At 62.1% G+C, this 12,336-nt stretch carries 11 protein-coding genes and 2 rRNA genes; 9 read left to right on the top strand and 4 right to left on the bottom strand.

Features of this window, described 5'->3' with window-relative positions; all coding sequences use genetic code 11:
* The 5 genes from BLT65_RS14270 to BLT65_RS14250 form a co-directional block, all read left to right on the top strand.
* Nucleotides 1–212, top strand: a 23S ribosomal RNA gene (locus tag BLT65_RS14270); the annotation flags it as partial.
* Between the two features lie 192 nt (nt 213–404).
* Nucleotides 405–518 (top strand): 5S ribosomal RNA (rrf, locus tag BLT65_RS14265).
* Between the two features lie 467 nt (nt 519–985).
* Nucleotides 986–1,693 carry a translesion DNA synthesis-associated protein ImuA gene (gene imuA, locus BLT65_RS14260; protein ID WP_042311687.1) on the top strand — a complete coding sequence of 236 codons (708 nt, stop codon included), beginning with the start codon at nt 986–988 and terminating at the stop codon, nt 1,691–1,693.
* Nucleotides 1,623–3,092 carry a Y-family DNA polymerase gene (locus tag BLT65_RS14255; protein WP_244186497.1) on the top strand — a complete coding sequence of 490 codons (1,470 nt, stop codon included), beginning with the start codon at nt 1,623–1,625 and terminating at the stop codon, nt 3,090–3,092. Before imuA ends, BLT65_RS14255 begins: the two co-directional genes overlap by 71 nt.
* Before the next feature lie 6 nt (nt 3,093–3,098).
* Nucleotides 3,099–6,248 carry an error-prone DNA polymerase gene (locus BLT65_RS14250; protein WP_091778592.1) on the top strand — a complete coding sequence of 1,050 codons (3,150 nt, stop codon included), beginning with the start codon at nt 3,099–3,101 and terminating at the stop codon, nt 6,246–6,248.
* Nucleotides 6,249–6,272: 24 nt separating this feature from the next.
* On the opposite strand, the gene BLT65_RS14245 is transcribed toward BLT65_RS14250, so the two are convergent.
* Both BLT65_RS14245 and BLT65_RS14240 read right to left on the bottom strand, forming a co-directional pair.
* Nucleotides 6,273–7,190: a dTDP-4-dehydrorhamnose reductase family protein gene (locus BLT65_RS14245; RefSeq protein WP_091778590.1), complete on the bottom strand. Its 918-nt coding sequence runs from the start codon at nt 7,188–7,190 to the stop codon at nt 6,273–6,275.
* A 15-nt stretch (nt 7,191–7,205) separates the two neighbouring features.
* Nucleotides 7,206–7,415, bottom strand: coding sequence for a heavy-metal-associated domain-containing protein (locus BLT65_RS14240; protein WP_091778589.1), 210 nt, complete (start codon nt 7,413–7,415; stop codon nt 7,206–7,208).
* A 134-nt stretch (nt 7,416–7,549) separates the two neighbouring features.
* Here BLT65_RS14240 and cueR point away from each other — a divergent pair, with 134 nt between their 5' ends.
* From cueR to BLT65_RS14220, 4 genes are all read left to right on the top strand, one after another.
* Nucleotides 7,550–7,972 carry a Cu(I)-responsive transcriptional regulator gene (gene cueR / locus BLT65_RS14235; RefSeq protein ID WP_091778587.1) on the top strand — a complete coding sequence of 141 codons (423 nt, stop codon included), beginning with the start codon at nt 7,550–7,552 and terminating at the stop codon, nt 7,970–7,972.
* Between the two features lie 285 nt (nt 7,973–8,257).
* Entirely contained in the window at nt 8,258–8,404 is a 147-nt protein-coding gene (locus tag BLT65_RS14230; RefSeq protein WP_007590397.1) for a DUF3563 family protein, read from the top strand.
* 201 nt (nt 8,405–8,605) lie between these two features.
* Nucleotides 8,606–8,956, top strand: a complete 351-nt coding sequence (locus tag BLT65_RS14225) for a hypothetical protein (protein WP_042311673.1) — start codon at nt 8,606–8,608, stop codon at nt 8,954–8,956.
* 159 nt (nt 8,957–9,115) lie between these two features.
* Nucleotides 9,116–10,150: an ABC transporter substrate-binding protein gene (locus BLT65_RS14220; RefSeq protein ID WP_091778585.1), complete on the top strand. Its 1,035-nt coding sequence runs from the start codon at nt 9,116–9,118 to the stop codon at nt 10,148–10,150.
* A gap of 33 nt (nt 10,151–10,183) precedes the next feature.
* Here the strand turns inward: BLT65_RS14220 and BLT65_RS14215 are convergent, their stop codons facing one another.
* Together BLT65_RS14215 and BLT65_RS14210 are read right to left on the bottom strand one after the other, a co-directional pair.
* Nucleotides 10,184–11,029: a 23S rRNA (adenine(2030)-N(6))-methyltransferase RlmJ gene (locus BLT65_RS14215; protein WP_091778621.1), complete on the bottom strand. Its 846-nt coding sequence runs from the start codon at nt 11,027–11,029 to the stop codon at nt 10,184–10,186.
* 258 nt (nt 11,030–11,287) lie between these two features.
* Complete coding sequence (locus tag BLT65_RS14210; RefSeq protein ID WP_042311664.1) at nt 11,288–12,259, bottom strand: potassium channel beta subunit family protein; 972 nt, start codon at nt 12,257–12,259, stop codon at nt 11,288–11,290.
* Between the last annotated feature and the right edge of the window lie 77 nt (nt 12,260–12,336).

The following is a 12,336-nucleotide window of genomic DNA, read 5'->3' as shown; positions in this document are numbered from 1 at the left end:
GGTTGTCACGCCAGTGGCATCGCCGGGTAGCTATGTTCGGAAGAGATAACCGCTGAAAGCATCTAAGCGGGAAACTCGCCTTGAGATGAGATATCCCCGGGGCTTCGAGCCCCTTGAAGGGTCGTTCAAGACCAGGACGTTGATAGGTCAGGTGTGGAAGCGCAGTAATGCGTTAAGCTAACTGATACTAATTGCCCGTAAGGCTTGATCCTATAACAGGTGTGTCTCGTGTCGATGATCGTTAGTGCTTCAGCACTTACGGGCATCCCACTCCCGAAGGGAGTACGACACGCACACGGTTGAGAGATCAGTGTTGTGCCAGAAACAACACAACCCATACCCTCTTTACGCTTCTTCCAGATTGGCTGTGGCGCACCCCAAATGCGACGCAGCAACCCGTCATGCCTGATGACCATAGCGAGTCGGTACCACCCCTTCCCATCCCGAACAGGACCGTGAAACGACTCCACGCCGATGATAGTGCGGATTGCCCGTGTGAAAGTAGGTAATCGTCAGGCTCCTTATTCAAACCAAGACCCCGCCCTCAAAAGCGGGGTCTTGTCGTTTGTGGGGCGCGCGGTTTAACGTCGCGCCACGACGGCGTGGCCGGGCCGCAATGGCCGACGTCGCGACATGCCTCAGTTCCCTTTTGTCAAGCGTGCGCTGACGCGAGGCGCCATTCGTGTAGATTCGCACCCAATGCCCACCTGACCGCATCGACGCTCGACTGACGGTCTACGCCCAGCACATCAATCCCCTACATTTTTGTCCTTTGCACATCTTGACCAGCAGCGCGGTCAGCAATCGTCGTTCTGTCAATCTGCGTTAAAGCCAAACCGACAAAACATCTGACGAAACGTTTTAACTACCCCAAACCAGCCTCTGAAGTCCTAAGAAACCCCCAGCCCTTCCCAAAAAGGGCGCCATTTCCTTGCCAATTTCCGTGTAGGATACTGTACATATATACAGGTATTTTCCTACGCCGATGTCATCCGCAGTCACGCGTGCCGAAGAGATTCACCCATCGCTATGGCGAGCCTCGCAGCTCGCACGCGGCGGGCGGCGCACGCTTGACACCGGCTATCCCGCGCTATCTACAGAGTTACCCGGTGGTGGCTGGCCCATCGGTGCGCTGGTCGACTTGCTGGTTCAGGTGCCGGGTGTCGGTGAGATGCGCCTGCTGCGGCCTGCATTGAGTTCGCTGGGCGATCGTCCCATCGCGCTGGTACAGCCGCCGCATATTCCAGACGGCCTGGGCCTCGATTACATCGGGCTCTCTCTCGACAAGCTGCTGCAGGTCAAAGCACCCAAAAGCTCCGACGCCTTCTGGTCCGCCGAGCAGATTCTGCGCGCCGGCACCTGCGGCGCGCTCATCTTGTGGGCGCAGCATGCGCAGGCGTCCTCGCTGCGTCGTCTGCATCTGGCCGCACAGTCTTCGGAGACGCTCTTCATCATGGTCCGGCCGCTCGCCTCGGCTCAGGACTCATCGCCGGCTTTATTGCGGCTGGCGTTACGGCCTTCGGCCGACGGTCTGATGGTCGATATCGTGAAACGACGAGGCCCAACACGCGCGGAACCTCTGTCGATTCCTCTTCAACCCACCCCCGTTCTGTTTTCCCGTCATGCGCGTCTTTCTCGCCGTCCACTTGCCGAAGTTGCCGCTCGAAGTCTTTCGACCGAGGTGGTCGCCTGAGCCCGGGCACGGCAGCGTGGTGCTGGAGAAAGACAAGGTCGCGATCGCAGACGGCGCGGCCCGCGCAGCGGGCGTGCGGCTCGGGATGAAGCGCGGTGGCGTGCTGACGCTGTCGCCGGAAACGATGCTGTACGAGCGCGACATCGCACGCGAGAACGCCACGCAACGTGAAGTGGGCATCGCGCTGATGAAATTTTCGCCCGACGTCGCGCTGCTTGACGAAGCGACGGTGCTCGTCGAAGTCGGCGGGAGTTTGCGGCTTTTCGGTGGCCTGTTGCCGTTGTGCCGTCAGGCGAAGGCGATTCTCGGCGCGCTCGGTCTGACGGCGCGCATCAGCGCCGCGCCGACCGGGCAGGGCGCATGGCTGCTGGCGAAACACGGTAACCGGCGCGTGCTGCAACTCGCATCGCTCGAACGCGTGCTTGAGCCGCTGCCGATGCTCGCCGTGCCGGAAATCCGTCCGTTTGCCGACTGGTTCAGCGGTCTTGGCTGCGAATCGATTGCCGATGTGCGCCGTCTGCCGCGCGCCGGCCTGCAGCGGCGCTGTGGTGAGCATCTGCTGGATTCGCTCGACCGCGCGTTCGGCACCGCGCCAGAACTGTTCGACTGGCTCGAGCTGCCGCCCACGTTTAGCGCGCGCCTCGAATTGCCCGATCGTCTGGAGCATGCGGACGGCGCAGTGTTTGCCGCGCATCGGCTGATCGTGCAGCTGTGCGGCTGGCTGTGCGCGAAGCAACTGGCCGTGACGGCGATCACGCTGTCGTTCGAGCATGAGCGCGGCCGCGAAGCCATGGCGCCGACGTCGATCGATATCGCCTTAGGCGAGGCTGCGTGGCGAGAAGATCATCTGCTGCGTCTCGTGAAGGAGCGGCTGCATCGTCTCACGCTGGAGGCGCCTGCCATTGCCTTGCGGCTTGATGCATCGAAGGTCGACGCTGCCGCGCCCGCCACCGATCAACTTTTCCCTCAGCCGGGCGGCTCACCGGCGGATCACGCGCGGCTGATCGAACTGCTGATCGCGCGTAATGGCGAAGAGAATGTGCTGCGTCCCGCGCCGACGGCCGATTATCGGCCTGAAATCGCGAACCGCTGGGTGTCGATCAACCATGTGGAAAAGAAAATGCAGTTGCCCAAAGGCTTGCCGCGTCCGACATGGATGCTGGCGACGCCCGTGCGTCTGCTCATGCGCCAGCACCGGCCGTTTTATGGCTCGCCGTTGAAGATGGTATCGCCGGGTGAGCGGATCGAAGCGGGCTGGTTCGATGGCGCGCTCGTCACGCGCGACTATTTTGTGATGCAAGGTGAAGACCGCAGCTGCTATTGGGTTTATTACGAGCGCGTCAGCAGCCGCGATGTCGAAGAGGAACCACGCTGGTTCCTGCACGGCCTGTTCGGATGACACGCGATGGATACAACCTTCAACGTGTTGCCGGCCTACGCCGAGCTGTTCTGTTTTTCGAACTTCACGTTCCTGCATGGCGCGTCGCATGCGGAAGAAATCGCCGGGCGCGCGTTTCAGCTCGGCTATTCAGGGCTCGCCGTCACCGACGAATGTTCGCTTGCGGGCGTCGTGCGCGCGCATGTGGCGGCGAAGGAAGTGGGCTTGCCGCTCGTGATCGGCTCGTACTTCCAGTTGCGCAACGCCGATGGCACGCCCGCGTTCGGCCTGATCCTGCTCGCGCAGAATCGCGAAGGCTACGGCAACTTGTCGGAGCTGATCACGCTCGCGCGCACGCGCGCGCCGAAGGGCGAATATCGCCTCACGCCGCACGATCTGTCGCGGCCCGATCGCGAGCACGCGCATCTGCGCGGCATGCCCGATTGTCTCGCGATCATCGTGCCCGATTTTCCGGCGAGTGAAGAGATACTCGAAGCGCAGATCGAATGGCTCGACGAGACGTTTCCCGGCCGTGCATGGGTGGGGCTGGTGCTGCATCAGCGCGCGATGGACGATATTCATCGCGGCGCGCTCGAATATGTCGCGGAGAAGCAGAACGTGCCCGTCGTCGCATTGGGTCACGTCGTGATGCATGTGCGCTCGCGCAAGCCATTACAGGACACGATGACGGCGATTCGCGTCGGCAGGCCGGTGCATGAATGCGGCTACGAACTCGCGCCGAACGCAGAACAGCATCTGCGCTCGCGCTTGCGCATCGCGAATCTGTATCCCGAACATACGATACGCGAGACCATCAGCGTGCTGTCGCGCTGCGCGTTTTCGCTCGACGAGCTTCGCTATGAATATCCCGACGAACTCGTGCCGGAAGGCTACACGCCGACTGCGTATCTGCGCCAGGAAACGTACATCGGCGCGCAGTACCGCTTCCCCTCGGGCATTCCGTTCAACGTGCAGGAGCAGATCGAGCACGAACTCGCGCTGATCGCCGACCTCGGCTATGAGCCGTACTTTCTGACCGTCTACGACATCGTGCGTTATGCGCGCAGCCAGCACATTCTGTGTCAGGGGCGCGGGTCGGCGGCCAACTCGGCTGTGTGCTATTGCCTCGGCGTCACCGAGGTCGATCCGGCGCGCGGCAACATGTTGTTCGAGCGCTTCATCTCGAAGGAGCGCGGCGAGCCGCCCGACATCGACGTCGATTTCGAGCATCAGCGGCGCGAAGAAGTGATTCAGTACATCTATCGCAAGTACGGGCGCGACCGAGCGGCGATCGCGGCGGCCGTGTCGACGTACCGGCCGCGCGGCGCATTGCGCGAAACGGGCAAGGCGCTCGGCATCGATCCGCAGATCGTCGATACCGTCGCGAAGTCACATCAATGGTTCGATACGAGTCACGATCTGCTCAAGCGCTTCGAAGAGTCGGGACTCGATCCGGAAAAGCCGCTGATTCAGGCGTGGGCGCGGCTCGCGTCGCAACTGCTCAATTTTCCGCGTCATCTTTCGCAGCATTCGGGCGGCTTCGTGATCAGCCGAGGCAAGCTCACGCGGCTCGTGCCTGTCGAGAATGCGGCGATGGCCGATCGCTCGGTGATCGAGTGGGACAAGGACGATCTCGAATCGCTCGGCTTGCTGAAGGTCGATGTGCTCGCGCTCGGCATGCTGTCGGCGATCCGGCGCACGCTGGATCTCGTGTCGGATCGCATTGGCGAGCGCTTCGAGATGCAGCACATTCCGCCCGAAGACAAAGCGACCTACGACATGATCTCGAACGCCGATACCGTCGGCGTGTTCCAGATCGAGTCGCGCGCGCAGATGAGCATGCTGCCGAGGCTGCGTCCGCGGACTTTCTACGACCTGGTGATCGAAGTCGCGATCGTGCGACCAGGGCCGATTCAAGGCGGCGCAGTGCATCCGTATTTGCGGCGTCGGCAGAAGCTCGAACCTGTCAGCTATCCGAGCGAGCAACTGAAAGTCGCCCTCGAACGCACGCTCGGTGTGCCGATCTTCCAGGAGCAGGTGATGCAGGTCGCGATTCTCGCGGCGGGTTTCACGCCGGGCGAGGCGGATCAGTTGCGTCGCGCGATGGCAGCATGGAAGCGCAAGGGCGGGCTCGAAAAATACTACGATCGCATCGTCAACGGCATGCGTGAGCGCGGCTACGAGCAGAGTTTTGCCGAGGCGATTTTCGAGCAGATCAAAGGCTTCGGTGAATATGGTTTTCCGGAGAGCCACGCGGCGAGTTTCGCGCTATTGGTCTATGCGAGCAGCTGGCTGAAATGCCACGAGCCCGAGGCATTTCTCGCCGCGATGCTCAACAGCCAGCCGATGGGCTTCTATTCGCCATCGCAACTCGTGCAGGACGCGCGACGACACGGCGTAATCGCGTTGCCCGTCGATGTGACGATCAGCGGCTGGGATTCATCGCTCGAGACGGTGGAAGGTAACGCGCGTCCCGCCGTTCGCCTCGGCCTGTCGCTGCTGCGCGGCATGAAAGACGGCGCAGCCGAGCGTATCGAAAACGGGCGCGCGGTGCGGCCATTCGGAAGCGTTCACGATCTCGCGCGCCGGGCGCAACTCAACCGGCGCGATCTGCACGTGCTCGCCGACGCGAATGCGTTGTCGTCGCTGGCGGGGAACCGGCGCGAAGCGTTGTGGCACTCGGTGGACGCCGTGCCCGACAAGGACATGCTGTCGGTTGCCGCCGTTCAGGACGATACGCCCGAACTCGGCGCGCCGTCGGAGGCGCAGGACATCGTCGCCGATTACCGTTCGGTGGGACTGACGCTCGGCCGTCATCCGCTGGAGTTGCTGCGCCCTGCGTTGCTCGAACAGCGGTTAATGCCCGCGTCGAAGTTGCGCGACTATCGCAACGGGCGGCTCGCGCGCGGCTGCGGCATCGTCACCGTGCGGCAGCGGCCGGGCACGGCCAAGGGCGTGCTGTTCGTGACGATCGAGGACGAGACGGGCAACGTCAACGTGATCATCTGGCCGAGTTTGCTGGAAAGACAAAGGAAAGAAGCGCTCGGCGCATCGCTGCTCGCCGTGTACGGCACGTGGCAATGCGAAGGCGAAGTGCGGCACCTGGTGGCGCAACGGCTCGTCGATATGTCGCATCTGCTGGGCGGCTTGCAATCGATGAGCCGTGACTTCCACTGACTTTCTATAGCGCTTTATGTGCGGCTAACCGCGCCACGGAAATTGCGCGAGCACGTCGCGAATCGCCGTATCGAACGGCGTACGCCGCCCGATGCCGAGCGTCTCGAGCCGCGTCGAATCGAGATGACAGTTGTGTGGGCGCGGCGTCGCGTCCGTCGGCGTGTGCTGTGGTGTCAGTTGCGCGTCGATCCGCAACGCGCTGGCGAGACGCTGCGCGATGTCGTACTTCGTCATCGGTTCGTCGCCGGACCACTGCACCGTGCCGCACACCGCTTCGTCGCGCGCGTGCCATTCCAGCAACTGACGCACGACGACGGCCACGTCGGGCGTATACGTCGGATAGCGGATCGCCCACGCGTCCATCACGGCGGCTTTCACTTCGGACGAAGCCGTGCGCGCCGACGCGGCAATCGCGGGCACGAGGCTCGTGACAGCCGACTCTTGCCAGTCGACGATCGGTCCGAACAGCAGCGGCAAGCGCAACACGCAGCCGAGATCCGTCGATTCGGCGAGCGCCTGCTCACCCTCCAATTTGCTGCGGCCGTAGGCGTTGATCGGCGACGGCGTGGCGTCATAGCGATAGGGCGGTTGCGTGCCGTCGAACACGTAGTCGGTGGAAATGGACAGCACCCACGCGCCGTGCCGCCGCGCCGCCGATGCGATCGCGCGCACGGCATCCACGTTCAGCGCACGCGTGAGCTCCGGATCGTGCTCGCACACATCCGGACGCCGCTCGGCTGCCGCGATGACGAGCGCGTCCGGCCGCTCGCGATCGACGAACTGCGCGACGGCGTCGGCATCGCGAATGTCGAGCGTGACGCTTTGCCCGAAGGGACGGCTGAAGGTTGTCTGCACGAGCTGCCAGTCCGGCTGCTGCGTCAGTTCACCGACGATCGCGCGTCCGAGCAAACCCGATGCGCCAATAACGGCCACCTTGAACATGCGCGTGTTCTCCGCTCAGTTGCCGTCGACGCCGACGACCGTGTAGCCGGCTTCGTCGATGGCGGCCTTCAGCGTGTCGACGGACGCGCCCGACTGAACGGCGACCTTGCCCGCCGACAGGTCGACCTGAACCTGCGCGCCGGCGTCCTGTTCCTGGATGGCGCGCGTGACGGCGGCGACGCAATGCTGGCAGCTCATGCCTTCTACCTTGAATTCGATGCTCATGCTTTTCCTCTAGCTGGTAAGTCCTGCAACGGTTGAATTATGCCTGTCGACCGGCAACTACATGATTGACCTTCCCACTGTGGGAAGGTCAAGAATCATGCAACATATCGTGAAAGCAGAGTGGGGAACGAGCGATGAATATTGGTGAAGCGGCCCGTGCGTCGGGCGTGACGGCGAAAATGATCCGCTATTACGAGAGCGTCGGATTGCTCGCAGCGAAGGAGCGCACGCAGGCGGGATACCGGGTTTACGGAACGCAGGAAGTCCATTCGCTGCGCTTTATCCGTCAGGCGCGGCGCCTGGGGTTTCTGGTCGAGGATATTCGCAAGCTGCTTGCACTGTGGAACGACCGCTCGCGTGCGAGCGCGGAGGTGAAGTCGATTGCATTGGAGCATGTTGCCGAACTGAACCGCCGTATCGCCGAATTGACCGAGATGCGCGACACGCTCACGCATCTTGCCGACCATTGCCATGGCGACGACCGTCCGGATTGCCCGATTATCGAAAGCCTTGCTGCCGTGGATGCGACGTCGGCTGCGCCGCATTGTCACGGGTAATGAAAAACAGTGACGCAGCGTTGTGAGTAATCACCGTCTGAGCACCAACATGGTGCTAAAACGGTGTGTTGATTGAGCGATTCTTCGATGAATCTCGAAAAATTCACTGAGAATCAATGGTTTGACCAAGAAATTAACATGCACCATTCCAAAACGGAATGCACGTCATTCGTGCAATTCACTGGCAAGGTTGCACGAGAAGACTATAATCGGGGTTAACCCTTCTACGGGAAATCCCTGATGCCCAACTCACCGGGGATTCTTAACTGATCCTTGGAGTTCATCATGTTTGCATTTGTAATCGAAAAGCTGAGCAACTGGTTTGAAACGGCTGAACGTACCCGTCGCGAGGCTTACCTCGCAGAATCGTCGGATATCGTCCAGCTCGAACAGCGTATCCGCGCGCTCGAAACCAGCGGCTACTCGCTGTAAGTCGTTCGCCCCGGCTCGCGCGGCAATAATGCGCCGCGAGCCCCGGTTGGAAGATCAAGCCCCGTCATGCGGGGCTTTGTCGCATCTGGAGCCAGTGGATTGCACTACGCTGGTCGCTGGCGACTAGCTCAAATGCTTGTGCCGCGGTAAGGTATGATGTTTTCGCGATAACCGGCATTCCTACAAACATTCCGGGCGCCCATGTTTTCAGACCACTCGATTTATCTGCTGCGATCCGCAGCGGCTGTCGTGCTGCTGGGGGCGGCATCGACGGCATTTGCCGCTTCGTCGACGAGCCGGCCGCCGCTGGTTCTCGACACGCAAGCCGGCATCAGCGACGGCCAGAGCGGCACTATCCTGACGACGGGGCCGCTGTCACACAGCCGCATCGTCGAGGCACAACCGATTGCCGCGCCCGAGGAACTTGCGCCCAACGGGGCGCCGCCTTACATCGTGGCGCCGTATATTCAGGTGCCGGGTGCCACGCAGGCTCCCTATCCCAATCCGCCGACGCCGCAGCCGCGTCCGCGATACGTGCCGCATTCGCAATAGTTCAGCCTGACGCGGCGACTCGTTTCATTATTCGGGTTTCGGCGCATGGCGCGTACTACGTCCTCAGACGACAATCGCTGCGCGATCATCGCTCGGGATGTGCATTCCACGCGTCCCACGCAGCGAGACGAACAATTCGAACAAAACAGGAGACAACGAATGCGCGACCTCTGGTTTAGTCGTGCCGCAAGTGTGTGCGCGGCGCTGCTGGCACTTGCGGCGCACCCTGCCATCGCGAAGGAAACGCCTGAAAAGCCAACGCTCACGATGGCGGTCGGCGGCCTGCCGGGTCTCTACTATCTCCCTGTGCTGACGGCCTCTCGACTGGGCTTCTTCAAGGACGAAGGACTGGACGTGACGCTCGAGGATTTCGCGGGCGGATCGAAGGCGCTCGAAGCGGTGGTGGGCGGCAGCGCGGACGTCGGCGCGGGCGCCTACGAGCACACGATCTTCATGGCGGCGAAAGGCCAGCACTACCGCGAGTTCGTGCTGATGGGGCGCGCACCGCAAATCGCCGTCGCGGTGACGAAAAGCAAAGCCGACACGCTGAAGTCGCTGGCGGATTTCAAAGGCGCGAAGGTGGGTGTGAGCGCGCCGGGTTCGTCGACCGATCTCGTGCTGACCGTCGCGTTGCGCAAGGCCGGCGTGCAACGCAGCGATATCTCGGTGATTGGCGTAGGCAGCGGCGCGACCGTGATTTCTGCGGTGAGCAACGGACAGGTCGACGCGCTGTCGAATGTCGACCCGATGATGACGAAGCTGCAACGCGCGGGCGATATCAAGGTGCTGGTCGACACGCGCACCGTGAAGGGTACGCAGGAAGTGTTCGGCGGGACGATGCCCGCGGCGACGCTCTACGCGTCGGACAGCTTCATACAGAAGAATCCGAAGACGACACAGGCGTTGGCGAATGCAATCGTGCGGGCGGATCGCTGGCTTCAGACGGCAAGCGATGACGACATCGTGAAGATGGTGCCGCCAGCCTATCTGCTCAACGACAAGGCGCTGTACATCGAGGCCTTCCACAACGTCCGTGAAGCCTATTCGCCCGATGGCCTGATGCCGGCCGACGGACCGCCAACGGCATTGCGCGCGCTTGCTTCATTCGATACAAGGCTCGATGCGTCGAAGGTCGATCTGAAGGCGACCTATACGAACGACTTCGCTCGCAAGGCGGCCGAGCAGGTCAAGTAGCCGCACGCCCGTTGGGCCGGCCCAACGGGCCGCTCAATCGCCGCGATGCTCGACCTTGAACTGCGCGGCCTTGTCCTGGCCCAGCACCTCGACGAGCCACGGCAGCGTTTCCTTCAGCATCTTCGCCAGCGTGTAGGGCGGATTCAGAATGAACATGCCGCTGCCGAAGAGCCCAAAGCCGTCGGTAGGCGGGCTGCTGACGGTCAGCGAAACATGCAGCCAGTTCTTGTCCTGCAGCCGCTTCAGCTGGTCGGGAAAGCGCTGCGATTCCGGTCGCGCGACTTGCGGATACCAGACGGCATACGTTCCCGTCGCAAACCGCTTCAGACTTTCTTCGACGCAATTCAGCGTGCGCCCGTAGTCGCGCTTGTCTTCATACGACGGATCGACGAGCACGAGCGCGCGACGCGGCGCCGGCGGCAGTAGCGGCTTGATGCCGTCGAACCCGTCGCCCGAGAAGAGCATCGCGCGACGGCCCGCGTCGCGGAAGTTGTGACGCAGCACGTCGATCTCGGTGCTGTGCAACTCGAACAGACGCATGCGGTCCTGCTCGCGCATCAGACGCCACGCGAGATAGGGCGAGCCCGGGTAGTAGCGCAATTCGCCATCGGCATTCAGCGCGGACACTTCATCGACATATTCCGCGAGCATGGGCGGCAAATCCTTGCGATTCCACAATTTCGCAATGCCCGTTTCGAACTCCCCGGTCTTGGTCGCGTAGCCTTCCTTCAGCGAATAGACACCTGCGCCCGCGTGCGTGTCGATGTACCAGTACGGCTTGTCCTTTTGTCCGAGGTAGCGCAGTAACTGCACGACGACAGCGTGTTTCAGGACGTCGGCGTGATTGCCTGCGTGGAAAGCGTGGCGGTAACTGAGCATGGCAATGAAGGCGCTAGTGAAGAAGCGAATTACGCGGTCGCCGTGCGGGACGAATGCCGATGAAAACACTGCGCAAAGCGCATTGCCTCGGCTTTCGGCCGCGCGGCCGCAGAGTCAAACGTTGGGGCTGCGTATTGTACGCGAGGTGCGCGAGCGGCCCGACCCGCCCGCCGCCGTCCGTTTGTCGCCAACTCGCCGCCCATTCGCCGCGACAGGCCGCATGCATCACTCGTACGGCCCGCGCAGCGTCTCCAACGGTCACTGATAAGCGTCGCCGACGATCGCTTCGATCTTCTCCTTGAGTTCCGGCGTAATCTGCGCGGCTACGTCCTGCGCCTTCATGTTTTCCGCGATCTGCTCGACACGCGACGCGCCAGTGATGATCGTGCTGACGTTCGGATTCGTCAGGATCCACGCGAGCGCCAGTTGCCCGATGGTGCAGCCGAGTTCGTCCGCGACCTCTCCAAGCTTGCCGACTACGCTGTTCTTGCCGGAGTCGGTCAGCTCCTTGCGCAGCCAGTCGTAGCCCTGCAGTTCCGCGCGGCTGCCGGCCGGCACGCCGTTGCGATACTTGCCCGTAAGCAGACCGGAAGCGAGCGGGCTCCAGGTCGTAAGGCCGAGACCGATGTCTTCGTAAAGCCGGCGATACTCCTGCTCGACACGCTTGCGATGGAACAGGTTGTATTGCGGCTGCTCCATCACGGGCTTGTGCAGATGATGCCGCTCGGCGATCTCGTATGCCGCGCGAATTTCATCGGCGCTCCATTCGGACGTGCCCCAGTAAAGTGCCTTGCCGCGCGTAATCATGTCGCTCATCGCCCACACGGTTTCTTCGACGGGCGTGTTCGGGTCAGGACGATGACAGAACACGAGATCGACATAATCGAGCTGTAGGCGCTTGAGCGAGTGATCGATCGCATTCAGCAGATACTTGCGATTGAGCGTGTGGTACTGGTTGGGCGCTTCGTTGAGCCCCCAGAAGAACTTGGTCGAGACGATGTAGCTCACGCGCGGCCAGTTCAGTTCTTTCAGCGCTTCGCCCATGATCTGCTCGGACTTGCCGCCCGCGTAGACTTCGGCGTTGTCGAAGAAATTCACGCCCGCGTCGCGCGCGGCCGCCAGCGATTCCCGCGCGGCGCGCCGGTCCACCTGATTGCCGTAAGTCACCCATGAGCCAATGGACAGCTCGCTGACTTGCAGGCCGGAACGGCCGAGACGTCGGTAGTTCATCCAGATCTCCTTTTGTGAATGTCGTAGCCGGAACCCCACACATTAATCCGAATCGGGAAGACGTGCCTTTGGGTGTG

The sequence above is a fragment of the Paraburkholderia steynii genome, assembly GCF_900100565.1.
Lineage (GTDB): Bacteria > Pseudomonadota > Gammaproteobacteria > Burkholderiales > Burkholderiaceae > Paraburkholderia > Paraburkholderia terrae.
Note: the sequence above shows the minus strand (reverse complement) of the source record. Positions and strands in the feature narration are given on the sequence as shown.

What these genes read in the sequence shown, in the direction of transcription:
- imuA (WP_042311687.1), top strand. Translation starts at nt 986, where the DNA reads ATGTCATCCGCAGTCACGCGTGCCGAAGAGATTCACCCATCGCTATGG.
- BLT65_RS14255 (WP_244186497.1), top strand. Translation starts at nt 1,623, where the DNA reads ATGCGCGTCTTTCTCGCCGTCCACTTGCCGAAGTTGCCGCTCGAAGTC.
- BLT65_RS14250 (WP_091778592.1), top strand. Translation starts at nt 3,099, where the DNA reads ATGGATACAACCTTCAACGTGTTGCCGGCCTACGCCGAGCTGTTCTGT.
- BLT65_RS14245 (WP_091778590.1), bottom strand. Translation starts at nt 7,190, where the DNA reads ATGTTCAAGGTGGCCGTTATTGGCGCATCGGGTTTGCTCGGACGCGCG.
- BLT65_RS14240 (WP_091778589.1), bottom strand. Translation starts at nt 7,415, where the DNA reads ATGAGCATCGAATTCAAGGTAGAAGGCATGAGCTGCCAGCATTGCGTC.
- cueR (WP_091778587.1), top strand. Translation starts at nt 7,550, where the DNA reads ATGAATATTGGTGAAGCGGCCCGTGCGTCGGGCGTGACGGCGAAAATG.
- BLT65_RS14230 (WP_007590397.1), top strand. Translation starts at nt 8,258, where the DNA reads ATGTTTGCATTTGTAATCGAAAAGCTGAGCAACTGGTTTGAAACGGCT.
- BLT65_RS14225 (WP_042311673.1), top strand. Translation starts at nt 8,606, where the DNA reads ATGTTTTCAGACCACTCGATTTATCTGCTGCGATCCGCAGCGGCTGTC.
- BLT65_RS14220 (WP_091778585.1), top strand. Translation starts at nt 9,116, where the DNA reads ATGCGCGACCTCTGGTTTAGTCGTGCCGCAAGTGTGTGCGCGGCGCTG.
- BLT65_RS14215 (WP_091778621.1), bottom strand. Translation starts at nt 11,029, where the DNA reads ATGCTCAGTTACCGCCACGCTTTCCACGCAGGCAATCACGCCGACGTC.
- BLT65_RS14210 (WP_042311664.1), bottom strand. Translation starts at nt 12,259, where the DNA reads ATGAACTACCGACGTCTCGGCCGTTCCGGCCTGCAAGTCAGCGAGCTG.